Source organism: Streptosporangium roseum DSM 43021, assembly GCF_000024865.1.
GTDB classification, from domain to species: domain Bacteria; phylum Actinomycetota; class Actinomycetes; order Streptosporangiales; family Streptosporangiaceae; genus Streptosporangium; species Streptosporangium roseum.
In genome coordinates, this window is record NC_013595.1 from 4,219,289 (window position 1) to 4,243,693 (window position 24,405).

The following is a 24,405-nucleotide window of genomic DNA, read 5'->3' on the forward strand; positions in this document are numbered from 1 at the left end:
CTTGTGCCCCCGCCGTACGGATGTTTTTAATTCGGCGAACGCGTGCTCTCCGACCCCGCGACCGTCGCAATCCGCCGCGTCGCGGCATCGAGTCCCGGAGGGAACGCCGATCGAACGCCCCCACGTCCTCCCGCTGAACTGACAGGAGCGCGACTCCCGGTGGCGGGCCGCCGGCGTGGTGGTCGGTGGGCGTGATCGTGTACGAGCTGTTCACCGGCAGGACGCCGTACCACGACCTCGCCGAGGGCGACATACCCGCCGTCCTGCGGCAGGCGCGTCCCTTCGACCTGTCGGCGATCGCCGATCCCCGCTGGCGCATGCTGGTCCAGGGGCTGCTGACCGTCGACCGCGACTCCCGCTGGCAGCACACGAATGCGCGCACCGGCGGATGTGCCCGGACGGCTGCCGGGTGCTCGGGCGGGTGGCCGACGAGGTGCCCCGGACCGTCGCCGAAGTGGTCGGCAGGCTGAGCTGGCTGCGCCCGGTGATCGAACGGCACGCCAGGAATCTCGGCCACGACCTTGCACCGGGAGGGGTCCCCGCCGCCGGCGACATGTGCCTCGCGTGGAGCGCCGCGGCCGAGCTGACCCTCCGCCCGGGAGCGCTCGGCGCCTTTTTGGCTAGAATCCGCAAGGTGAAGAGCGACGCCCCCTGGTGGATCCGGGAACGGAGAGCCGCTCACGACGCCGACGTGGAGAGCGTCCCGGGCCGCGGCAGGATCGTGGTCACCCGTCTCCTCGCCCGCTACGCCCCGGCCCCGGTCCTCGCCCCTGTCTCGGCCCCGGCTCCCCGGCGGATGTATCCGGTGACCGGTGCGGCCCTCCGGCCGCGCCGGCCGGAGGACGCCGGGGAGAGGGCCCGGCGCGCCGGGCGCTGCCGCCGGTTCGCGGTGCCGGTGATCCTGCCTGTCCTCCTCGGACTGCCGGCGGGGGACGCATGATCCCCCGCGCGTCCGTCCCGTGGACCCTCGGCGGGAGATACGCGCCCGAGCGCCTCCTGCTCCAGAACGACGAGTGCGACCTCTACCTCGCCTACCCCCACGGGGGTGACTCCACGGCGGTGACGCTCAGGATCTACCGCCCGGGGCTGAACGCGGACCCGGCCCTGCTGGAACGGGTGGCCGGCCTCATCACGGCGGAGCCGTACACCACGAGGCTGATCGACTACGACCGCTCGAAGGCGACCTGGCTGGTCCAGGAGTTCCTCCCGCTGGGAAGCCTGCGCGACCTCCTGAACTTCATGAACAGGGGGCCGTTCCACGAGGAGCGGTCATGCGAGGTCGTGGCCGCCGTCACCCGCTGCCTCGACGGCTGGCAGAAAGCCCTGGGACACGAGGTAGGCGACTTCGGCCCCGAGGACCTGCTGGTCAGGCAGACCGAGCCGTTGGTCCTGGCGCTCGGCCACCACCGTGCCGCACAGTGGGCGGCCCTTCCCGGCGGCTCTCCCTGGCCCGCGCCGCCCGAGACCCTCGAAGGGGTCCGCGGAGCCCCCGCCGCCTGGTGGACGCTGGGTGTCGTCGCTCACGAGCTCCTGACCGGGCGTCCTCCGGTGTTCGAGCCGGGTGACGCGGACGTCGAGCTCGGAGCCGTCGACCGGGAGCGCTGGGAGCCGCTGCTCGCCGGGCTGCTGGCCGTCGACCCCGCCACCCGGTGGGGCGCGGCCGAGGTGCGGTCGTGGCTGGCGGGCGCCGAGCCGCCCGTCGCGGCCGTCCGCCGGTACGCTCCCGTGGAGTTCGCCGGCCGGCACCACGCCACCCCCGCCGCACTGGCGATCGACCTGACCGCGCGGCCCGGGGCGGCCGAGACCTGGCTGCGCGACGGCGGCCGGAACCGCCTCGTGGCCTGGCTCGATCGCGAGGTCCGCGACGAGCGCTTCGACCGGGAGTGGCTCGACAAGGCGGAGCCCGTGGCCGTCGCCGCCTTCGCCGCCGCGTTCACGGCCGGGCTGCGGCCGAGATACCGGGGGATGGCCATCGACGCCGAGGGCCTCCTCGACCTGGCCAGGGGCGGATCGTCCGGCCACCACGCCGTCGCCGACGCCATGGCGGCCGGCGCGCTCGCCCACGCGGCCCGCCACCGCTGCTCGCACCCGGAATGCCCGGAGGGTACGGCGGGCGGATGCGCGCGCCTGCTCGCGGTCGAGGCCGAGGTCCCCGTCGTGATGGCCGAGGTCCGCGCCGTGCTCGACCGGCTGTACGACATCGTCGGGCCGGTCTCCGCCGGAACGTGGGAGCGGGGCGTGGCGGCGGCCGTCGAGCTGTGCCTGGTCCCGCAGGCCGCCCGCGCGCAGCGGTGGCGGCTGCGCGCCGAAAGCCTGCACCCGCTGCGCCGGGCCGCGATCGGGCGGGTCACCTGGTGGGCGGAGCAGCGCAGGAAAGCCCTGAAGGGCAACGCCGGGGAGGTCGAGACCCGCGCCGCCATCGTGTCGGTGCTCCTGCTCACCTCAAGCGCCGACGAGGCCGGCAGGCAGCTCGCCGAGGAGAGCCGGGAGGAGTTCCGGCGACGGCGGCAGGAGCTCACGGACCAGGGGCGTTCGGTCCTGGTCCGGGCCGGCGGGGCCGCCGAGTCCCTCTGGTTCGAGCTGCGGCTGCGTTACCCGGCGATCAGGTCGGCGGTGACGCGGGCGCTGGTGGAGCGCTCCGAGAGCGGGCTCTCCCGGGGTCAGGCGAGCTGGCGCCGCGCGCGGGTGCGCTGGCAGGGCCGGTACGGCCGCTGGCGGCTCGACCGCGCGGAACGGCGGCGGGTGGGGCGCTGACGGGACGGCCCGCGGCCCGGCAGGCGCGCCACGGGCCTGCCGCTCGTACTACTGCTCGTAGAAGAAGACGATCATCTTGACCCGGTCGGTGCCCTGCTCGGTCCACTGGGCCAGTGCCGTGCGTCCCGCGAGAATTGTTTCGCGTGTCTCCGGCGTACGCGTCCATGGCCGGAGCGGTCGCGCGGACGGGGCGCGCCGTGCGATCCGGATGATTCGGAATGATGCTCTGGCGGAGTGATTCGGAAGAACATTTCGAATGGACGTCTCCCCGCCTCCACGGAACGTTCCCGGAAAGCGGCGGCTCCGTCACTCCGCCCGGCCGCGCGCCCTTTCGGCGAGCTGTTCGCGCACCTGCTCGGCCGCCGGGGGATCCAGCTTTTCGGCCAGGGCGTGGGCCTCGGCCAGCGCGTTGTGGGCCGCGGAACTGTCTCCGGCGGCCAGGTGCGCGTCGCCGAGCATGATGAGGGTGCGGGCCTCGTGCACCGGAACCTGTATCCGGCGGAACAGGGTGAGGGCCTGCTGGAAATAGGGCACGGCCTGTGCCGGATTGCCCGACGCGATGGTCAGCTCACCCAGCCCGACCAGCACCCGCGCCTCCGCGAGCCGCTGGCTGGATGTGCTGGCCAGCATCAGGGCGTGGCGCAGCGCCCCCTCCGCCTCGGCGAGCATGCCCTGCCGGAGCCGTGCGATGCCCAGCCCGTGCAGCGCGTACGCCTCTCCGGTGGGGTCGCCGATGTCCCTGACGACGGTCAGCGCCTCGTCGAAGACGCGTGCGGCGAGGGCGGGCTCGTCCGACTGGAGGTGGACGTGGCCCATCCGGTGCAGGACCTGGGCCCGCACCCTTCGGCTGCCGCCGTTCCCGCTGAGCTGCAGCGCCTCCGACAGCAGCCGCTTGGCGCCTTCGAGGTCGTCGAACTCCAGCCTGAGCTGGGCCAGGTTGTGGAGCGCGTAGGCGGCGGCGACCTGGTCCCCGATCGTGCGGAAGATCTCCAGCGCCCATTCGTAGTGCGCCGCCGCCTCGTCGAAGCGGCCGTTCATCCGGTCGAGGAACCCGATGTTGCGGATGGCCATGGCGACGCCGCGATCGTCGCTGACCTCCCGGAACAGCCTGACCGCCGCTTCGAATTCGCGCTGCGCGTCGTCGAATCGCTGCTCGGTGATGGCCAGCGAGCCCATCGAGTGGAGTATCGCCGCCTGGCCGCGCTTGTCCCGGGCGTGCCGGGTGGCCGCCAGCGCGATGTCGTGGGTCTCCCGCCAGTCGTCGAGGTAGACCCGCGCCTCGAAGAACGTCACCGCGTTGATCGTGAGGCTCCAGCAGAGCTCGACGAGGCCGGCCTGCGCCGCCTGCCGGATGCCGGAGACCAGGATCATGCGCTCGCGCTCGAACCAGGCGAGCGGCACCGCGATGAGCTGGTCGACCAGATCCCTGGGCAGCGACCAGAGGGAGGCGTCACTGTGGATCAGGATGTCGGGGCCGTACTCCCGGCGGCGGGCCGCCTCCGCGAGGAAGAGCAGGCCGCCGAGCACGCGGGCCAGCGCCGCGCCCCGCTCGGGGGCGGACTCCTCCGCGGCGAGACGCTCCCGGGCGAACACCCGGATGAGGTCGTGGAACCTGTACTGCGTGTGCACGCCACGCCCGACTCCGGTGGTCTCGACGAGCTGCGCGTCGGCCAGGTCGTCCAGCAGGTCCTGCGCGTCGGCGAAGGGCATGTCGAGGAGGGCCGCGCTGATCCAGGCGGAGAAGATCTGGGAGTCCAGGATCGCCAGGCGGCGGAAGAGCCGCCGGGCGTCGTCGCCGGTGCCGTCATAGGTCAGCGAGATGCTGGCCCTGATCCCCATGTCGCCGTGTTTGAGCTCGTCCAGCCGGCGGGTCTCGTCCTCCAGCCGCCCCACGAGCTGCTCGATGCTCCAGTGGGGGCGCGCCAGGAGCCGCGCGCCGGCGATGCGGAGTGCCAGGGGGAGCTGCCCGCAGAGCTCGGCCAGCGCCGCGGCGGACTCCGCCTCGGACTGCACCCGCTCCACACCCGCTATCCGGGACAGCAGGTCCATCGACTGGCTCGAATCGAAAACGTCCACGTCGACGTGGATCGCGCCGGCCAGCCCGGCGAGCCGGCTACGGCTGGTGATGATCACGGCGGAGGCGGGATTGCCCGGAAGCAGCGGCAGGACCTGGCTCTCGTTGCCCGCGTCGTCCAGCACGATCAGCATCCTGCGGTCGGCGAGCAGGGAGCGGTACATCTCCGCCCGCTCCTCCAGGCCGTCGGGGAGCGCGGTGCCGGGCACGCCGAGCACGCGCAGGAACCGTTCGAGCACCTGCATCGGGCTGGTCGGGCGAGAGACGCCTCCGTGCAGGTCGGCGTAGAGCTGCCCGTCGGGGAAGTGCTCGGCGACGCTGTGCGCGGAGTGCACCGCGACGGTGGTCTTCCCGATCCCCGCCTTCCCGACGATCGCGATGATCGGTACGGCGAAGCGGGACCGGTCGTCGACGGCGAGCGTCAGCCGCTGGCGGATGTCGTCGATCTGCTTGGTGCGGCCGGTGAAGTCGGCGATGTCGGTGGGGAGCATGCTCGGCGAGTTCGGGACGCGGGCCGTCGGCTCCTCGACGACCTTGGCGGGCTGCGCCGGCAGGTCGAGGCTCTCGTCGGAGGTGAGGATGGCGTATTCGAGCTGCTGGAGCCGCTCGTTGGGCTCGATCCCCAGTTCGTCGATCATGGTCTGCCGGGCGAGCCGGTAGACCTGCAGCGCCTCCGCCTGGCGTCCCGAGCGGTACAGCGCCAGCATGAGATGGCCGCGGAGCCGCTCGCGCAGCGGATACTCCTCCACGAGCTCGGTGAGCTCGCCGACCAGTTCGTGGTGCCTGCCCAGGTCCAGTTCGAGCTGGACGCAGTCCTCGTTCGCCGTGATCCGGTGTTCGGCGAGCCTGCTCGCCGCCGACTGCACGAGCCTGCTCTCGATGCCGTCCAGGGCGGGACCGCGCCAGAGCGCGAGCGCCTTGCGGTAGTGCTTTATGGCCTCGTCGAGGTTGCGGTCCTCGCGGGCGCGCCGGGCCTGCAGGACGAGTTTCTCGAAGCGGTGCGAGTCGATCTGGCTGCTGTCGGCCTGGATCGCGTATCCCTGGGACTGGGTGGAGATGACGTCGGCGCTGCTGTGGGCGGCGAAGAGGCGCCGGAGCGCGGAGATGCAGATCTGCACCTGGGCCCGCGAGGTGGTGGGGGGATCGTCTCCGTAGATCGCCTCCATGAGCCGGCCGGTGGTGACCGCTCGGTTGGCGTCGAGGAGGAGGGCGGCGAGCACGGTCTGCTGCCTGATGCCTCCCAGGTCGAGCCGTTGGTCGCCGGTGACTACCTCCAGAGGGCCCAGAACGCGAAACTCCACCCGCATCTCCTTGAAGAAAACCCGCAACCCCGGCCCATGCGAAAGTCCCTACGCTTCCCGATGCGAGAGAAGCGTCAGTTGTCCAACCTCACTGTCAGGCGTGCGTCCCCAGGGAGACCAGGAAGGTCTGTCTTGTCTCGGCAATTGTCGTTGATGTTCGCGATGTCCGCGGCTGCTCATCCTACCGACACCAGAGTCACCCCGTGTGCAATGTGTCTCTTTCGTGTGGAGTGTACTACTTCGCGTGATTGCCTGCCAGGGGGATTATGTGGATTCCGTTGAGTTCGCCCACTGTTTGTGACCGTAACCTCATTGATACGGGAACGGAAAACGGCCGGAGACATTATGTCTCCGGCCGTTCGGCTGGCCGATGCCGGCCCGCGACGCTCACTTCACGAGCTCATGAGCTCACGATCCGCCCCACGGGTCGCCGTTCGGGTGGGCGGTCGGGGTGGGGGTGGGGGTGGGGACCGGCTGGACGTCCGACGCGCTCACAACCGTGATCCCCGCGGCACCCGTGGCCGCCACACCCGCACTGGCGACGGCGCCCGTGGCCGTCACACCCGCGGTGACGATGATGGCGGAGAAAGCGATGCGGAAGATGCGGCTGTTGGTGTAAGCGCTCATTTTTCTGCCCTCTTGTCTGTCGCGGTGGCCTGTCGTCGCGGGCCGGTTGGTCTGTGCAATTCGAAGTTCGCAGCCGCCGCCATCCGGTCATTATCGGATCGCTTCTGACGTGCCATTAGCGCAGCTCAAGAGGGTGAATACGCCTTTCATCGCCGGTTGCGGGGAGGGGTTGCCAATTGTGCGGCCGGGCCGTGGCGATGCCCGCCGGCGGTTCCGCGGCATCGACCCCTCCGACCCGGCCCGGCGGGCGATAGCGGGACGCCTGCGGGCGATAGCGGGACGCCGAGCGGCGATAGCGGGACGAAGGCGTATCGATAGCGGGCTCCGGAAGTCTGGACGGAGCACCGGACCGGCCGGTGTCCGCCGTTATCCGGCGGCCGGGCCGGCGCGTGTCGGGTCGGGAGCCGGAGGAGCCGGGACGCGTACAGGCGTCCACCGGGCCGCGGAGGCCCGCCGCCGCGCTCCGGTGCGTGATGGCAGAGGTGATCAGACGGTCCGCCGCGGCGGGCCTGACAGATAGGTATTCCTGACATGGGTATCAGTGCACAGGCGCTGGACAGCGTCTACGGGCGCTCGGCCGCCGGCGTGCGGGCGCGCCTGGAACGGGCCGAGGACAGCTACTGGAGCGCTATCGCGGTCGCCGAGACCGACGGCGACGGCTGCATCACGGAGTGGTGGGGCCAGAAGTTCGAGCGCGGGCTGTATCGCATCGTGTTCGACAGCGACTACTACTTCGTCAACCTCGGCCTCAGCGCCGCTTATCCCGAAATAGCAGTTATATTCCGCATGAAAGATGAAACAGACGCATACCAAATCAAAGTAATATTTTCGCCGTACTCCTATTCGACGTATTTCGGGTCGAATAATTAACGGCGATCGCGCAGGCATGGAAAGGAATTCGCCGGTGAAGACCACGACACGACAGACCGGGCGTTACGGCGCGTTCACGCCTGTACCCCTCCCCGGGCGCACCTGGCCGAACAACATCATCGGCTCCGCGCCGCGCTGGCTGTCGACCGATCTCCGCGACGGCAACCAGTCGCTGGCCACCCCCATGTCCCCCGACCGCAAACTGGCGATGTTCGAACTCCTGGTGAGCATGGGATACAAGGAGATCGAGGTGGGGTTCCCGGTCGCCAGCCAGGACGACTTCGACTTCCTGCGCGTGCTCATCGAGCAGGAGCGGATCCCCGAGGACGTGCGGATCTCGGTGCTCGTGCAGGCCCGGGACGAGCTGATCAGGCGCACCGTGGAGAGCCTTGAGGGGGCGCCGCGCGCCACGATCCACCTGTACAACGCGACATCGCCGTTGTTCAGGCGGGTCGTGTTCGGCATGAGCCGCAACGAGTGCAAGGACCTCGCGGTGCAGGGAACCCGGCTGATGATGAAATACGCCGAGAAGACGCTGGGCGACTGCGACCTCGGCTTCCAGTACTCCCCGGAACTCTTCAGCGACACCGAGCTGGATTTCTCGCTGGAGGTCTGCGAGGCCGTCATGGACGTGTGGCAGCCGGAACCGGGCCGCGGGATCATCCTCAACTTCCCCACGACCGTCGAGCGCTCCCTGCCCAACGTCTTCGCCGACCAGATCGAATGGCTGAGCCGCAACCTCTCCAGAAGAGAGCACGTCTGCCTCTCGATCCATCCGCACAACGACCGGGGTACGGCCGTGGCCTCCGCCGAGCTGGCCCTTCTCGCGGGCGCGGAGCGGATCGAGGGCTGCCTGTTCGGCAACGGCGAGCGGGCGGGCAACGTCTGCTTGGTCACGCTCGGGCTCAACATGTTCACCCACGGGGTCGATCCCGGCATCGACTTCTCCGACATCAACGAGATCCGCCGCACCGTCGAACGCTGCAACGGGCTGGCCGTCCATCCGCGGCACCCCTACGGGGGCGACCTCGTCTACACCTCCTTCTCGGGCTCCCACCAGGATGCGATCAAGAAGGGGTTCGACGCCCTGGAGCGCGAGGCCGCCCATCGGGGCGCCGCCGTCGGAGACCTCCCGTGGGAGATGCCGTACCTGCCGCTCGACCCCGAGGACGTGGGCCGGACGTACGAGGCCGTCGTGCGGATCAACAGCCAGTCAGGCAAGGGCGGCGTGGCCTACGTCATGAGCGCCTGGCACGGCCTGAACCTGCCGCGTGACCTGCAGATCGACTTCGCGCACGTGGTCCAGTCGCAGGCCGACGCGGAGGGCGGGGAGATCACGCCCGACCGGGTCAAGAGGCTTTTCGAGCGCGAGTACCTCTCCAGCTCCGACCTGCCCGTCCCCCTCGCCTCCGGCACCGAGCTGGTGACGACCTCCCTGCACATCGACGGCGAGAGATTCGACGTCGGCGCGGACAGGGCGGACACCGTCCAGGCCGTCCGGGCGACGCTCACCCGCTGGGGTTTCGACGTGCGGGCCGTACATCGCACCGGGATCGCCGGCCAGGACCGCGGTCCGGACGCGGACGTGGCCGTCTACGCCGAGTGCCGGGTGGAGGGGCGGGTCTCCTGGGGGGTGGGCATCGACAGGGACATCGAGGCCGCGTCCCTCGCGGCGGTGCGTTCGGCCGTGATCAGGGCGCGGCTGAAGCGCCTGCCCGCCAGGGGCGGGGAGGCGACGGGGATCGTCGCGCCACTGGTCGCCGCGGGCAGGTGACGGCCGGCTGTCGCCCGCGGGCGACAGCCGGCCGGAGCGGTGATAGCCGGCCGATAACGGATGAAAACCGCACTCGCCTAGCGTCGTCATCGTCACCCCATCGGAGAACAGCCGAGATCGAAAGGTGCGACGACGATGCGGAGAATCCAGCTCAAAAAGCAGAAGGTAAAGGCGCTCGACTCACTGGACCTGCGCACTCCGTCCGGCCGTAAGTTGCGGTTCTGAACCGCCGGACCCATTTCTCGTAGAGGGAGGCTGATCATGAGCTTGGTCGAAAGAGATGAGGCGTTGGCCTCCCTTGAGGGGCTTCTGGCCAACGCCGTCATGGGCAAGGGAAGGGTCGCGCTGGTGAGCGGCACCGTCGCCACCGGCAAGAGCGAGCTGCTGCACAGCTTCGCGGAGCAGGCCCTCGAACTGGGCGCCCTGCCCGTCACGGCGACGGGGTCGCGCGTCGAGCGCGACCTGCCGCTGGGCGTGCTGCGCCAGCTGATCCAGGACTCGCCGCTGGTGGCGGAGGAGCGCGAGCGGGCCATGGCCCTGCTGGACGAAGGCGCCCGCACCGTGACGCCGTCCGGCTCCCAGGCGGAGCCTCTCGACCATGTCGACGCACAGATCGTCCACGCTCTGTGCACGCTCCTGCTCGAACTGTCGGAACGCTATCCGCTGATGATCGTCGTGGACGACGTGCAGCACGCCGACCGGGCGTCCCTGCTCTGCCTCTCCTACCTGTCGCGGCGGGTGCGGTTCGCCCGGATCGTCGCGGTGTTCAGCCACTCCGACCACGGGTGGTCCAGCGAGACGTTCTTCCAGACCGAGCTGCTCCGCCAGCCGCACTGCCGCCGCATCCAGCTCGCCCCGCTCTCCAGGGCGGGGGTGATGTCCCTGGTCGCCAGGCGGGTGGGCAAGGAGGCGGCCGAGCGGTTCTCCGAGGACTGGTACGCCGTCAGCGGCGGCAACCCGCTGCTGGCCGGGGCGCTGGTGGACGACTACCAGGACTTCCTGCACTCCTCCGGTGGAGAGGCGCCGGCGGAGCTCGTCGTCGGCGACCGGTACGGCCAGGCCGTGCTGTCGTGCCTGCGCCGCGGTGAGCCGCAGATGCTCCGGGTGGCCCGCGGGCTCGCCATCCTCGGCGGGCCCGACTCCCTGGCCCAGCTGCTCGGGGTCGGTCCCGCGTCCGTGATCCGGGCGCTGCACTTCCTGACCGTCGCCGGCCTGCTCGCCCTGGGCCGCTTCCGGCACGAGGCGGCACGCACCGCCGTACTGGCCGAGGTGGACTCCGGGGAGTGGGCCGATCTCCACCGGCGCGCGGCGGAGCTGGCCCACGAGGGCGGCGCCTCCACCACGACGGTCGCCGACCACCTTCTCCAGGCCGGCCGGGTCGACGCCCCCTGGGGGGTCTCCGTGCTGGAGGACGCGGCCAGGAACGCCCTGCGCGAGGGGCGCGTGGAGTCGGCGGTCGCCTACCTCCGGCTGGCGTGGCGCGAGTGCGTGGACGAGCAGCAGCGCATGAAGATCACCACGATGCTCGTGCGCGCCGAATGGCGGATCAACCCCGCCGCGCCCGCGGGGCACCTGGCCGAACTGGCCGAGGCGATGCAGCGGGGCCATCTCCGGGGGAGCGACGCCGTGGTGCTGGCCCGCGCGCTGCTGTGGCACGGCCGCTTCGAGGACGCGCGGGACGTGCTGGAGCATCTGAGCGAGTCGGGGGCCGGCATGGACGCCGAGACGGTGACGGAGCTCGTCATCGCCCGCCCGTGGCTGCGCGCCACCCATCCTCCCTTCCTGGCCCACCTCCAGCAGACGACCGGCGAGCAGGACCGCGCCGCCATCGTGTCGGTGACGGCGAACCGCCGGCTGGACGCCGCGCTCGCGCTCGCCGACGTGCTCGCCAGAGGACCGCGCGAGGAGGTCCTGGACGCGGTCGAGCGGATCCTGCGCGGCTGCCGCCTCGACGAGATGTCGATGGACACCGTGGAGAGCGCGCTCCTGGCCCTCACCTACGCCGGGCGGCCCGACCGGGCCGCGCCCTGGTGCGACCTGTTCAGCGCGGAGGCGTCCTCGCTGCAAGCCCCGAGCCGCCAGGCGAGGCTCGCCGCCATCCGGGCCGAGATCGCGATCCGCCAGGGCGACATGCCGGGCGCCGAGCACCACGCGCGCACCGCGCTGGCCATCATCCCCCTGAGCAGCTGGGGCGTCGCCGCGGGCGGGCCGCTGAGCAGCCTCGTCCTGGCCCTGACGGCGATGGGCAAATACGACGCCGTGCACGAATACCTCGACCAGCCCGTGCCCGAGGCCATGTTCCGGACCCGGTACGGCCTGCACTACCTGCACGCCAGAGGCCGTTACAGCCTGGCGACCGACCACCCCGCCCTGGCGCTGCGCGACTTCCAGCGCTGCGGCGAGCTGATGAGCCGGTGGGAGCTCGACGTGCCGGGACTCGTCGCCTGGCGGGCCGACGCCGCCGAGGCCTGCCTGCGCCTGGGCCGGCCGGAGCAGGCACGGCAGCTGGCCGAGGAACAGCTCAGGCGCTGCGGTCCCGCGACACCCAGGGCGCACGGCATCGCCATGCGCCTGATGGCCGCCACCGGCAACGCGCGGCAGCGCACCACCCTGCTCCGCCAGGCGACCGAGCTGCTGCAGACGGCCGGGGACAGGTACGAGCTGGCCAGAGCGCTCTCCGATCTCGTCAAGGTCTACCAGGAGCTCGGCGAGTACCGGCGCGCGGGAATGATCGCGGGCCGGGCGCAGGCCGTGGCCAGGGAATGCGGCGCCGGACCGCTGGGCGGGGCGCTCCCCCGGGACGGGGACGGCGACACCGGGACGCTGACGGCCGAGCCCGGCGCCGTCCTGAGCGACGCCGAGCGCAGGGTCGCCGTCCTGGCGGCCGCCGGATACACCAACCGGGAGATCGCCGGCAAGCTCTACATCACGATCAGCACGGTGGAGCAGCACCTGACCCGGACATACCGCAAGCTGAACATCACCCGGCGCGCGGACCTGCCGTCAAGCCTCGAATTCGGCAGTCCGGTCACCGCCTGAACCGTGCCGGCGGGCGGTGTGGCGCGGGCCCGACCGCGTCCGGCCGCCGGCTCGACCCGAGCCGGCGCTGCCGGGGCCGATCTGAGATGCCGGGCGCGGACCCCTGGCTTTAGCCGTGGGGGTAAGCCCGGCGCGGGAGGGCCGCCAGGCCGAGCATGTTCTGACCTGATGAGCGTTCTCCTTGATGGGTAATCGAATCTTTGAGCGGTAGACAGCTCCCTTCCGCATACTGATCAGTGGGACCGTGACGCTCCGGACGAACAGCAACATCGCCTTCCAGTGCGCGTTCCACGTGGTGTGGTGCCCCGGGTACCGGCGGCGGGTTCTGGGCGGACGGATCGAAGAACGGCTTAAACAGTTGATTCGTGAGGTGATCGAAGAGAAGGGGGCGTGGCTGGTGGAACTCGAAGTCATGCCCGACCACGTTCACCTACTGGTCGAGGTGGACCCCCAACTCGGGATCCACACGTTGGTCAAGGCCATCAAAGGCCGTACTTCTCGCCTGCTCCGCGAGGAATTCCCGGCGCTGAAGTCGAAGCTGCCGACCTTGTGGACGAACTCCTCCTCCGTAGCGACCGTGGGTGGTGCGCCCCTGGACGTGGTCAAGCGCTACGTCGAGAAGCAGAAGAACCGGTGATCGCCGGTGCTTACCGGACGCAAGTACCGCCTGGACTTCACCCCCGAGCAGGGTGAATTCGCCGAACGCATCGGCGGGGCGTGCCGGTCGGTGTGGAACACCGCGCTGGAACAGCGCCGGATCTACCGTCGGCGTGGTGGGTGGATCGGCTATCACGACCAGGCCCGCCAAGTGGCTGAGGCGAAAGATGACTTCCCCTGGCTGGCCGAGGTGCCCGGTCACTGCCTGCAGCAGGCGTTGATCGACCTGGATCAGGCGTGCGCCAGGCACGGCACGTGGAAGGTCCGCTGGAAGTCGAAGGTCGCCAACCCGCCGAGCTTCCGATTCCCTGAGGGCGGGAAAATCACGGTCGAGCGGCTCAACCGGCGCTGGGCGCGAGTGAAGCTGCCGAAACTCGGTTGGGTCCGCTTCCGCCTCACCCGCCCGCTCGGCGGGAAGGCCAAGAACGCCACCGTCAGCCGGGACGGTGAGCATTGGTACATCAGCTTTCTCGTCGAGGACGCAGTCACCCCGCCTGAGCGGCACGCCGACCCCGGCAGCGCCGTGGGGATCGACCGGGGCGTGGTCAAGGTCGTGACCCGCTCGGACGGCCGCTTCCACCATCGGGTGTTCGCCCGTGATCGGGAAGTCGAGCATGCCAAGAAGCTTCAGCGAGACTTCGTCCGGACCGCGAAGGGATCGGCCCGGCGCAAGGAAGCTGCCGGGCGGGTCGCCGCTATGGCGCGGAAGGTCCGCAGACGCCGGGAGGACTTCGCCGCCAAGACCGCCCATACCCTGGCCACGGGCTTTGAAATGGTCGTGTTCGAGGCGCTCACGACCAAGAACATGACCGCTGGCGTCGAACCCAGGCCAGACCCTGAGCAGCCGGGCGCGTTTTTGCCGAACGGGGCCGCCGCTAAGACCGGACTGAACCGGTCTATCTTGGACAAGGGCTGGTACCGGATCGAGCTGGCCACCCGTAGTAGGGCCCGGTATACGGGCACCCACGTGATCACTGTCAACCCGGCGTACACGAGTCAGACGTGCAACGTGTGCACGGTGGTGGACCGGAAGTCCCGCGAGAGCCAAGCGGTCTTCCGGTGCACCTCGTGCGGACACATCGAGCACGCCGACGTGAACGCCGCCAAGAACGTACTCACCGCCGGGAGGGCGGAGTTCGCACAGCCCAGACCGGGTGTGCGGGCTGGGGCGCGCAAACCACGCAACCGCGTGGGCCGCAAGGCCAATCGCCAAGCAACAGCAGCGCAGAGCACCGCAACAGCGGGGTCCGGGCTGGCTGGAATCCCCCGGCTTTAGCCGTGGGGAGCGCTTCAATTGTAGGGGTGTCGAGAAAAGGACATATCTGATTACCCTTGCGGAATCGGTGTATTTCATAGCTCTGGAGTGGTGTACCAGGAAATCCGGTGAGGAGATCGCGTGACCGTCCCCCACGCTGCGAAGGCCGTAATGAACCGTCGTTTCCGCAAGGTCTTGATCGCCAATCGTGGTGAGATCGCCGTGCGGATCGCCCGCGCATGCAAGGACGCCGGGCTGGCCAGCGTCGCCGTCTACGCCGACCAGGACCTCGACGCCCTGCACGTCCGCCTGGCCGACGAAGCCCACGCCCTGACCGGCACCACCCCCGCCGACACCTACCTCGCCATCGACAAACTCCTCACCATCGCCCACACCAGCGGCGCCGACGCCATCCACCCCGGCTACGGCTTCCTCGCCGAAAACGCCACCTTCGCCCAAGCCGTCATCGACGCCGGCCTCACCTGGATCGGCCCACCCCCAGCCGCGATCACCGCCCTCGGCGACAAAGTCGCCGCCCGCCACATCGCCCACCGCGTCGGCGCCCCCCTCGTCGCCGGAACCCCCGACCCCGTCACCAACGCCGACCAAGCCATCGCCTTCGCCCACCAACACGGCCTGCCCATCGCGATCAAAGCCGCCTACGGCGGCGGCGGCCGCGGCCTCAAAGTCGCCCGCACCATCGCCGACATCCCCCACGCCTACGACAGCGCCGTCCGCGAAGCCACCGCCGCCTTCGGCCGCGGCGAATGCTTCGTCGAACGCTACCTCGACCGCCCCCGCCACGTGGAAACCCAATGCCTGGCCGACACCCACGGCCACGTCGTCGTCGTCTCCACCCGCGACTGCTCCCTGCAACGCCGCCACCAAAAACTCGTCGAAGAAGCCCCCGCCCCCTTCCTGACCGCCGAGCAGGAAACGCTGCTGCGTAACAGCTCCAAAGCCATCCTGCGCGAAGCCGGCTACACCGGCGCCGGCACCTGCGAATTCCTCATCGGCCAAGACGGCACCGTCTCCTTCCTCGAAGTCAACACCCGCCTACAGGTCGAACACCCCGTCACCGAAGAAGTCACCGGCATCGACCTGGTCGCCGAGATGCTCCGCATCGCCGACGGCCACCCCCTCGGCTACGACGACCCCCCACTACGCGGCCACGCCATCGAATTCCGCATCAACGCCGAAGACGCCGGCCGCGACTTCCTGCCCGCCCCCGGCACCATCACCGCGATGCGCACCCCCGCCGGCCCCGGCATCCGCCTGGACGCCGGCTACGAAGCCGGCATGACCGTCCCCGGCGCCTTCGACTCCCTCATCGCCAAACTCATCGTCACCGGCGCCACCCGCCACCAAGCCCTGCGCCGCGCCCGCCGCGCCCTGGCCGAGTTCACCATCGACGGCATGCCCACCGTGCTGGACTTCCACCGCGCCATCGTCGAAGAGCAAGCCTTCACCGCCGAACCCTTCACCATCCACACCCGATGGATCGAAACCGAGTTCACCACCCCCATCGCCCCCTACGACGGCCCCACCGAAACCACCGAACCGACCGGCCGCGAACGCCTCACCGTCGAAGTCGGCGGCAAACGCCTGGAAGTGGTCCTGCCCGCCGGCTTCGCCACCCCCACCCCCACCACCGGCGGGCGGAGCCCACGCCGAACCGCACCGGGTAAGAAGACCGCCACCGGCGGCGACAGCCTGATCAGCCCGATGCAGGGCACGATCGTGAAAGTCGTGGCCGCCGACGGCGACACCGTCACCGCGGGCGATGTGATCGTGGTGCTGGAGGCGATGAAGATGGAACAACCCCTGACCGCCCACCAGAGCGGCACCGTGACGAACCTGACCGCCTCGGCCGGGCAGAGCGTCACCGCCGGCGCGCTCATCTGCGACATCAAAAACACCTGACCAACCCGGAGGGAACCTCCCCACCCGCCCGGAGACGGCCGGATGCCGGAGCGGCTCAGTAGACGCCGCTGCGGCGCATGGCGCGGGGGCGCCCGTCGGGATCGCACACGATCCGGTAGAACGGCGTGGCCCAGGCGGTGGTCAGGGGTGACATGCGCACCGGTTCGTACAGCCGCAGCCGTCCGGCCGGGCGGGGGCCCCGGCGTCCCCCGGCGTGCCACCGCTCCAGAGCGTGCGCGGAGTCGGCGAAGGCGGCGAAGAACGCCTCCGGGTCCAGCAGCTCCGCGTCGGGGATGCCGGGCCGGTCGAGGTGCTCTCGGGCGAGGGTCAGCCGCAGGTCCCGGGGGAAGCGGCGCGCGCCGTCACCGTGGCCCCCCGGATCACGGGGTTCCCGGCCGTCGGGGGTCTCGTCGAGCACCGCGCAGGTGAGCTCGGAGTCGTAGGTCCAGGACCTGCGGTTGAAGTTGTCCGAGCCGATGGTCGCCCACACGTCGTCGACGACGCAGACCTTGGCGTGGACGTAGACCGGGGTGCTGTCCCGGTTCTCGATGCCGTACACCGCGAAGCGCTCTCCGCCCGCGCGTTTGAGGACCGACAGGGCCTGGTTGCGGCCCAGGATCTGGGGGGTGCCGTTGAGCGCGCCGTCCTGGTCGGGGTGGAGCGGGAGGACACTGATCATCCGCAGGCCCGGGTTGGCCTCGAGCGCCTCGGCGAAGGACTCGGCGATCTGGGGCGACCACAGATACTGGTCCTCGATGTAGATGAGTGAGCGGGCGCGGCGCAGCGCCTTGAGGTAGCCGCGGGCGATGCTGCGTTCCCCCCGTGGCGCGAACGGGTAGCGGGTGCGCCGGTGGGCGTAGGTCCGCAGGAGCTGTACGGCGTGCAGGCCGCAGGCGGGCGGGTCGGGGAACTGCGGTGGCAGCGGGTCCGGCCGGGTGTCCTCGTGGCGGATCAGATCGGCGAGGCGGTGCAGGGGATTGCGGGTGAGCGGCTGGGGATCCTCCCAGCGTTCCCGGAACACGGCCTCGACGTCGCCGACGGCCGGTCCCCGGATCGCGGCCTGGACGTCGTGCCAGGGCGGATGCGCGCCGTACACCTCGGCCATGGGGGTGGCCTGCGCGTCGCCGTTGTGCGAGGCGTCGTCCCGGCGGCTCCAGCACAGGTCGATGCCGCCGACGTAGGCGACGTCGCGCTCCGGTTCCGCGCGGTGCCGCAGTACGACGAGCTTCTGGTGGTGGGAGCCGCCGGGCGGGACGCGCATGTCACGCAGGCACTCGCCGCCGGCGGCCTCGATGGCCTCTCCGAGGTGGCGGTTCTCGGCCTCGCTGAAGCGGAGCCGGTCCCAGTGCGAGCGCCACAGAAGGCCCTTGACCACGACGCCGCGCCGGGCGGCCTCGGAGAACACGCCGGCGACCTCGGTGCCGGGGCCGTCCAGCTTCTCATCGGGATCGCCGCGCCAGTCGGTGAACAGCAGCAGGTCTCCGGCACGCAGCTCGCGGACTCGGGCGAGCAGCTCGGTGAAGTACGGCGCGCCGTGCGGGATGGGACGTACGGTGTTCCCGCCCGACCAGGCGAGATCGCCGTCATGCCGGGCGTCGATCTGTGACGCCGGGTTGCCGCGCTCCTCGCCCTTGAGGAACCAGTCGTCTTCCTTCATTTAGCGCGATCTACCCTTTTTTACCCTGACTTCACATTCCGTGCCGTCAGGGAGGGGGGCGGGCTCCCCGGCACCCGCCGTCTCCGGCCGCCCGGCAGATCGGGCGGCCGGAGACGGCGGGCTTTCAGCGGTCCGGCGTCCGGGACGGCGTCCCCCCGCGAGGAGGGGACGCCGCGGTGGTCACGGACGGTTGCAGCTCAGGCCACCTCCGGCGTGGTTGATGAGGTCCTGGTAGACGACGCTCTTGCGGATCGGGGTCTTGCTCTCCACGGTCTGGACGGTCTTCCCGCCGCGCTGGAGCTCGAAGACGGGCGTCGTGCCCGGCACCATCTCCGCCTTGAACGAGACCAGCCCCGCCTGCGCGTCCAACGTGTTGACCTGGGAACCCTGCTTGATCACCAGCTTGCCCGGCGTCTTGAGGAAGGCGACGAGTTCCACGGTGTTCGTGGCGGGGTCGCCGTTGAGGACCTTGATCGGGCCGATGGTCTGCTTGGTGGCGTCGAACGGCGCGTCGGTGCGGTGGCTGCGGTGGAAGTAGTAGAGCGCGTCGCGAGCCACCGCCGGCGCCTTCCCGGTCTTGAACAGCGTCGTGTAGTAGGCGATCAGGTCGGAGGGCGCGTACCCTCGCTTGACCGACGGCGCCACCCACGACTCGGCGTAGTCGTTCCAGGTGATGAGCGCGATGATGTCCGCGTCACCCTGCGCGGCCTTCAGGAACGACTGCTGCAGCAGCTGGCTGTTGGCCGGCTCCCACAGGCGCTTGTCCCTGGGGCGCACGTCCTCGAGCGAGGCCGGCGCCATGTAGAGGCGTCCCCGCTTGTGGGCCTCGATGCCGCCCTTGCGCAGGGATTCGGTCGTGCTCACCCACTTGCTGCCCCACGAGGAGTAGCCGACGACGTGGTCGTTCCACTCGGTCTTCCCGGTGCCGTTCCAGCTGAGGAAGATCGGGAAGAGCGAGGTCTTCATGCCCTGGGCGGCCAGCTTGTCGCGCAGCTGGTCCCACCAGGCCGCAGGGTGCCGCTCCGGATAGAACGGCGCGAGCGGGATGGTGCCGTCGTCGAGCTTGTAGAGCGACGGGTGCCCCTTGGCCATGAGGATGTCCGCGATGACCTTGTCGTGCGGGGAGTCCTTGGCCGTGGGGAAGTCGGGGCTGAGCATGATCTTGAAGTTGGGGTCGACCGCCTTGGCCGCCGCCAGCATCGCGGGGAACTGGTTGAACCGCTGGTCGCTGGCCGAGGTGTGGTGCTCGTAGATGAACCCGTCGAGGCCCATCGCGATCGCCTGCCGTACCTCGACCTCGAAGTCGAGCTGGCGCCAGTTCTTCTCCGGGCGGACCGGGCGCGGCAGCGGCCGGTCACGCGAGTGCCCGCCCTGGCCGGCGTACATCCCGTTGGAGCCCATCGGGTCCAGCCAGGAGGCGTGCTGGTCCTTGGAGGGGTCCTTGTTGTCGATCGACACGGGGAAGGGCGGGAAGTAGAAGGCGAAGACCTTCTTGTCGAAGGAGCGCAGCGCCGCCGTCGAGGGCTTGTCGAACGGCAGGCAGTTCCCGGTTGACGGCGGCGGCGTGGGCGTGGCCGTAGCGGTGGGAGTGGCACTGGGCGTGGGAGTCGGGGTGGCGCCGGCCGGGGAGTAGCTGATCTTCAGGCGTGGTCCCCTGTTGCCCGTCTCCCGCGAGGAGTACAGGACGGCGACGGGTCCCTCGCCGGCGGTGAGGGCGAAGGTGTAGCGCCCGTTGCCGGTGAAGGCCGAGGAAACGTCGATCCCGGCGGCCTTGTTCGCGGTGAAGCCGTCACGGGTGGCGAAGGCCTCGCCGAGCGTGGGCCTGCTGTTCCAGGTGGTGGCGCTCTCGGACCAGGCGCTGGTCACCTTGTGCACCGAGATCACGGTCTCGACGGTCCTGCCGGGCGTGACCTCAAGGGTCATCTTCACGTTCTGGGCGCCCTTCGGCACACCCGAGACGGTGAAGCCGGTGAGCACGCGGCGCTCACCGTTGGTCTTGTCGTTGCACGACGCGGCGCAGGCGGACAGCCAGGTCGCGGTCCCGTAGGACTTCGCGGGGTCCGCCTGGCTGATGAAGACGTCGTCGGTCGCGGGCACCGTGGTGTCCGCCATGGCCGCCGCGGCGGGCGGTGCCGAGACGGTGGCGAGCCCTCCCGAGGCGGCGAGGGAGAGAGCGGCGACGATCAGCGCGACCGTCGTCCGTCGGTTGGGGGGCAATTGAACTCCATCGGCTTGCTGTACAAGTCGTGATCAAGATAGCTGCGACCCGTCAGCCCCATGGGGCTAATGCCCAAGTTTCGGTACTGGATTTATTGGTATTTCGGATTGGAACGGTTGAAACGGCGAACGCCGCCGGGTAACCGGGACGGATGCGTCGGAAGGCGCCCTCACCATGACGTTCTCCCTGTTGTGAGACCGTTCCGGAACGTGGTGGTCCCGTCACTGCCGCGGCTTCCCCGTGGACGCGCGACCGGGCCGGCCGCTGTGGAAACGGTCCGGCCCGGAACGCGCCGAGGAGACTCTCCTCCGGGGCGGTCGCGGCGCGGCCCGGCACCCGCCCCGGGAGAAGAACGCCTAACCGGGTGGGGCCGGCAGATCCGAGATGCTGTCCAGCCACGCCTGGTGCAGGCCGGCGAAGCGGCCCGCCCGTGCGATGAGCTGGTCGGGAGGACCGTCCTCGACGATGCCGCCGCCGTCCATCACGAGCACCCGGTCGGCGATCTCGACGGTCGACAGCCGGTGGGCGATGATCAGAGCGGTCCGTTCCGCCAGGATCGTCCGCATCGCCCGCTGCACCAGCCGTTCGCCGGGGACGTCCAGGCTGGAGGTCGCCTCGTCGAGGATCAGCACCGCGGGGTCGGCGAGGAAGGCCCGGGCGAACGCCACGAGCTGCCGCTGCCCGGCCGACAGCCTGCCGCCGTGTTTGGCGACCTGGGTGTCGTAGCCCTCCGGAAGCGCCGAGATGAACTCGTGGGCGCCGATGGACCGGGCGGCCTCGACGACCTCGGCCATGGTCGAGCCGGGCCGGCCGAACCTGATGTTGTCGGCGACCGATCCGGTGAACAGGAAGTTCTCCTGGGTCACCATGACCACCGCGCCGCGCAGCGAGTCCTCGCCGAGATCACGCAGGTCGACCCCGTCGAGCAGCACACGGCCGGCGACGGGGTCGTAGAACCGGGAGACCAGTTTCGCCAGCGTGGTCTTCCCCGCCCCGGTGGTGCCGACCAGCGCCACGGTCTGCCCCGCCGGGATCGCCAGATCCATCCGGGACAGTACCGGGGTGCCGTCCAGGTAGGAGAACTCCACCTCCTCGAACCGGATCTCCCCGCGTGGCCGTTCCAGCGCCACGGGAGTGCGGGGCTCGGCCACCGCGGGCCTCTCCTCCAGCACGCCGGAGAGTTTCTCCAGGGCCGCCCCCGCCGACTGGAAGGTGTTGTAGAACTGGCTGATCTCCTGCATCGGCTCGTAGAACTGGCGCAGGTAGAGCAGGAACGCGGCGAGCACGCCCACCGTGACGTCGCCGTCGATGGCCAGCAGGCCGCCGTAGAACAGGACGGCGGCGATCGTGACGTTCCCGATGAGCTTGACGCCCGGCATGAAGAGCGCGATGAGGCGCATGCTCTGCACGTTGGCGTGCCCGTAGTCGGCGTTGAGCTGGGCGAAGATCTCCTGGTTGCGCGGCTCCCTGCGGAACGCCTGGACCGCCCGGATGCCGGTCATCGACTCCACGAAGTGGACGATCACCAGCGCCACGGTCTCCCGGGTCCTGCGGTAGGTGATGCTCGACTGCCGCCGGAACCATCGGGTGAACAGCAGCAGGACCGGGAGCGGCAGCAGCGCGACCACGGCGAGCGGCACGTCGAGGACGAGCAGCAGGACCGCGGTGCCGGTCAGCGTCAGCACGGCGGTGACCAGGCCGTCGAAGCCCGACTGCAGCATCTCGGAGATGGCCTCGATGTCGGAGGTGAGCCGGGCGACGACCCGGCCCGAGGTGTAGTCGTCGTGGAACGACAGCGACAGCCTCTGGAAGTGGGCGAAGACCCGCCGCCGTAGCTCCAGCAGGATGCTCTGGCCGATGCGGCCCGCCATCCTGAGGAACACCTGCCGGGTGGCCGCCTGGGTGATCGCCGCCGCCAGGACCGCCACGACGACCGTCACCAGCGTGGCCGGCCCCTCGCCCGCGACCATCGGCGGGATGCCGGCGTCGATGCCCACCTTGATCAGGTAGGGGATGGCGAGAGCGGCGGCGTTGCAGATCACGATGACCGCGACGAGCAGCGCGATCTCCCTGCGGTACGGCCGCAGCAGCTCGCCGAGCAGCCGTCGTGACCGGGCGCGGAGCAGGAACGACACCTGCTCCGACAGGTCGTCCTTGTTCTCGGCGGCGACGCCGCGCCATCCCTGAGTCGTGGTCTGGCTCATCGGAGGGCCCCCTCGCTGTCCAGGTCGCCGTCCAGCCCGTCCAGCCCGTCGGGGTCGCCGTCCAGTTCCGCCGACAGCAGCGCCCGGTACTCCGGCACGCCCGCCATCAGCTCCTGGTGGCGGCCGACGTGCGCGATCGTGCCGTTCAGCAGCAGGGCCACCTTGTCGGCGAGCAGCACGGTGGAGGCGCGGTGCGCCACCACGATCCCGGTGGCGTCCCGCAGGACATGCCGCAGGGCCTCCTCCACCAGGGCCTCGGTCTCGACGTCCAGGGCCGACAGGGTGTCGTCCAGCACGAGGACCCTCGGCCGGCTGAGGACCGCACGGGCCAGGGCGAGGCGCTGGCGCTGGCCGCCGGACAGGGACATGCCCTGCTCGCCGATCCTGGTCTCCAGCCCCCACGGCAGCTGGTGGACGAACCCGGCCTGGGCGACCCGCAGCGCCTCCTCGATCTCCTCGTCGGTGGCGTCGTGCCGCCCCAGCGTGAGGTTCTCCCTGACGCTCATGGAGAACAGGGTCGGCTCCTCGAAGGCCGTGGCGACCATCGAGCGCAGGACGGGCAGCGACAGGTCCCGCACGTCGTGCCCGTCGATCGTGACCCGGCCCGCGCTGACGTCGTACAGCCGGGGGACGAGGGAGGTCAGGGTGGTCTTTCCCGAACCCGTCGCGCCCACGACCGCGACCGTCTCTCCCGGCCGCACGTCCAGCCAGACGTCGCGGAGCACCGGCTCGGCGGCCCCGGGGAAGCGGAACTCCACGCCCTCGTAGCGCAGGTGGCCGCGGGGGCGCTCGACCACGTCCAGGCCGCCGGCGATCTCCGGGTCGGTGTCGAGCACCTCCATCACCCGGTCGGCCGAGGTCATCGCCTCCTGGGCCATGACCAGGATGAAGCCGAGAGCCGAGACGGGCCACACGAGCTGCAGCATCAGCGTGGTGAAGGCCACCAGGGTGCCCAGCGTCAGCGAGCCCGAGCCGACCGCGAGGGCGCCCAGCAGCAGCACGACGGCGAGGGTGACGTTCGGGATCACCTCCAGGAAGGTGAAGAACCTGGCCGACAGCCGTACCTTCTCCATCGAGGTCCGGTAGACCTTGCGGGCCCCGTCGTCGAAGGTGTCGTAGACGTGGCGGCCGCGGCCGAAGGCCTTGATCGTGCGGATGCCGACCGCGGACTCCTCGACCACGGTGGCGAGGTCGCCCTGCTCGTCCTGGACCTGGCGGGAGACGGTGATGTAGCCCCGCTCGAAGCGCAGCGAGGTGACCACGACCGGGATCGCCGCCGCGGCGACCAGCAGGCCGAGCGGCCAGTACATCTGCAGCAGCAGCCCCGTCACCGTCACGATCTGGAAGATGATCAGGACGAGGAAGAGCATGCCGAAGCCGAGGAAGCGCCGGATGACCGACAGGTCGGTCGTCGCGCGGGAGAGCAGCTGGCCGGACTGCCAGGCGCCGTGGAAGCTCATCGGCAGCCGCTGCAGGTGCCGGTAGAGGTCGTCGCGGATCGTCGTCTCCAGGCCGATGACGGCATCGGCCAGGAACCACCTTCGCAGGAAGATGAGCAGCGCCTCGATCACGCCCAGGGCCAGGGCGAGCAGTGCGAGGGGGAGGAGGGCTCCGGCGTCGCCGCGGGCGACGGGGCCGTCGATGATCTCCTTGCCGATCAGCGGGATGACGATGCCGATGGCGATCCCGCCGAAGGCCGGTAGCCAGATGAGCAGCAGGCGGGTGGTGTAGGGACGGAGGTAGGACTTCATCCGCCACAGCGAGCTCGTCCTGAGGCTGCGCGGGCGGGGGGTGGGGGACTGACCGGTCTCGGTATCTCGCTCGGGGGCGGTATCAGGGGGCATCAGCAGGCAGCACACTCCTCACGGTTTTCACTTGAATTGATCACCATTCCGGGGTAAGGGCCCACCCAGGCTAAGACTGCCGTCAACTGGTTTTTCCGCGTCGCGAGCCCCCGGCGGTGTTCCGCTGATCGGTGTCGCCCGCTCGCCTGTTCGACACGGGTGACTGTCAGAGTCTCCGCGACCTGGCAGGGGGTCGGCAATTGCCCTG

At 70.3% G+C, this 24,405-nt stretch carries 15 protein-coding genes; 9 read left to right on the plus strand and 6 right to left on the minus strand.

Translation table 11 applies throughout. The features are described 5' to 3' along the window. Positions 1-185: 185 nt before the first annotated feature. Genes SROS_RS18405 through SROS_RS18415 form a run of 3 tightly spaced genes read left to right on the plus strand, consistent with a single transcriptional unit; the run spans position 186 to position 2,754 of the window. Complete coding sequence (locus SROS_RS18405; protein ID WP_043652295.1) at positions 186-470, plus strand: protein kinase family protein; 285 nt, start codon at positions 186-188, stop codon at positions 468-470. After that, positions 422-940 carry a hypothetical protein gene (locus tag SROS_RS18410; RefSeq protein ID WP_043652299.1) on the plus strand — a complete coding sequence of 173 codons (519 nt, stop codon included), beginning with the start codon at positions 422-424 and terminating at the stop codon, positions 938-940. Before SROS_RS18405 ends, SROS_RS18410 begins: the two co-directional genes overlap by 49 nt. After that, a complete protein-coding gene (locus SROS_RS18415; RefSeq protein ID WP_012890453.1) occupies positions 937-2,754 on the plus strand; it encodes a serine/threonine protein kinase-like protein in 1,818 nt (605 codons plus the stop codon). The genes SROS_RS18410 and SROS_RS18415 overlap by 4 nt, the downstream gene beginning before the upstream one ends. 306 nt (positions 2,755-3,060) lie before the next feature. Here the strand turns inward: SROS_RS18415 and SROS_RS18420 are convergent, their stop codons facing one another. Next, the gene (locus SROS_RS18420) at positions 3,061-6,129 is read right to left on the minus strand and encodes an AfsR/SARP family transcriptional regulator (protein ID WP_012890454.1); all 3,069 of its coding nucleotides are present in this window, start codon (positions 6,127-6,129) and stop codon (positions 3,061-3,063) included. A gap of 408 nt (positions 6,130-6,537) precedes the next feature. Continuing rightward, entirely contained in the window at positions 6,538-6,756 is a 219-nt protein-coding gene (locus tag SROS_RS18425; protein WP_012890455.1) for a hypothetical protein, read from the minus strand. A 531-nt stretch (positions 6,757-7,287) separates the two neighbouring features. Between SROS_RS18425 and SROS_RS18430 the strand changes: the two genes are divergently transcribed. From SROS_RS18430 to SROS_RS18455, 6 genes are all read left to right on the plus strand, one after another. Beyond that, positions 7,288-7,626, plus strand: coding sequence for a hydroxyisourate hydrolase (locus SROS_RS18430; RefSeq protein WP_012890456.1), 339 nt, complete (start codon positions 7,288-7,290; stop codon positions 7,624-7,626). A 16-nt stretch (positions 7,627-7,642) separates the two neighbouring features. Next, positions 7,643-9,400: a 2-isopropylmalate synthase gene (leuA, locus tag SROS_RS18435; protein ID WP_245564668.1), complete on the plus strand. Its 1,758-nt coding sequence runs from the start codon at positions 7,643-7,645 to the stop codon at positions 9,398-9,400. 261 nt (positions 9,401-9,661) lie between these two features. Then, complete coding sequence (locus tag SROS_RS18440; protein ID WP_012890458.1) at positions 9,662-12,439, plus strand: helix-turn-helix transcriptional regulator; 2,778 nt, start codon at positions 9,662-9,664, stop codon at positions 12,437-12,439. A gap of 244 nt (positions 12,440-12,683) precedes the next feature. Continuing rightward, positions 12,684-13,076: an IS200/IS605 family transposase gene (gene tnpA, locus SROS_RS18445; protein ID WP_012890459.1), complete on the plus strand. Its 393-nt coding sequence runs from the start codon at positions 12,684-12,686 to the stop codon at positions 13,074-13,076. A gap of 6 nt (positions 13,077-13,082) precedes the next feature. Next, positions 13,083-14,372, plus strand: coding sequence for an RNA-guided endonuclease InsQ/TnpB family protein (locus SROS_RS18450; protein ID WP_012890460.1), 1,290 nt, complete (start codon positions 13,083-13,085; stop codon positions 14,370-14,372). Positions 14,373-14,522: 150 nt separating this feature from the next. Continuing rightward, a complete protein-coding gene (locus SROS_RS18455) occupies positions 14,523-16,274 on the plus strand; it encodes an acetyl/propionyl/methylcrotonyl-CoA carboxylase subunit alpha (RefSeq protein ID WP_012890461.1) in 1,752 nt (583 codons plus the stop codon). 55 nt (positions 16,275-16,329) lie between these two features. On the opposite strand, the gene SROS_RS18460 is transcribed toward SROS_RS18455, so the two are convergent. From SROS_RS18460 to SROS_RS18475, 4 genes are all read right to left on the minus strand, one after another. Next, the gene (locus SROS_RS18460; RefSeq protein WP_012890462.1) at positions 16,330-17,931 is read right to left on the minus strand and encodes a phospholipase D family protein; all 1,602 of its coding nucleotides are present in this window, start codon (positions 17,929-17,931) and stop codon (positions 16,330-16,332) included. A gap of 180 nt (positions 17,932-18,111) precedes the next feature. Beyond that, positions 18,112-20,148 (minus strand): glycoside hydrolase family 71 protein, encoded by a 2,037-nt coding sequence (locus SROS_RS18465; protein ID WP_012890463.1) that lies wholly within the window; start codon positions 20,146-20,148, stop codon positions 18,112-18,114. Between the two features lie 357 nt (positions 20,149-20,505). Then, on the minus strand, positions 20,506-22,353 hold the full coding sequence (locus SROS_RS18470; protein ID WP_012890464.1) for an ABC transporter ATP-binding protein: 1,848 nt from the start codon (positions 22,351-22,353) through the stop codon (positions 20,506-20,508). Beyond that, complete coding sequence (locus tag SROS_RS18475) at positions 22,350-24,197, minus strand: ABC transporter ATP-binding protein (RefSeq protein ID WP_012890465.1); 1,848 nt, start codon at positions 24,195-24,197, stop codon at positions 22,350-22,352. The genes SROS_RS18470 and SROS_RS18475 overlap by 4 nt, the downstream gene beginning before the upstream one ends. Positions 24,198-24,405: the final 208 nt, after the last annotated feature.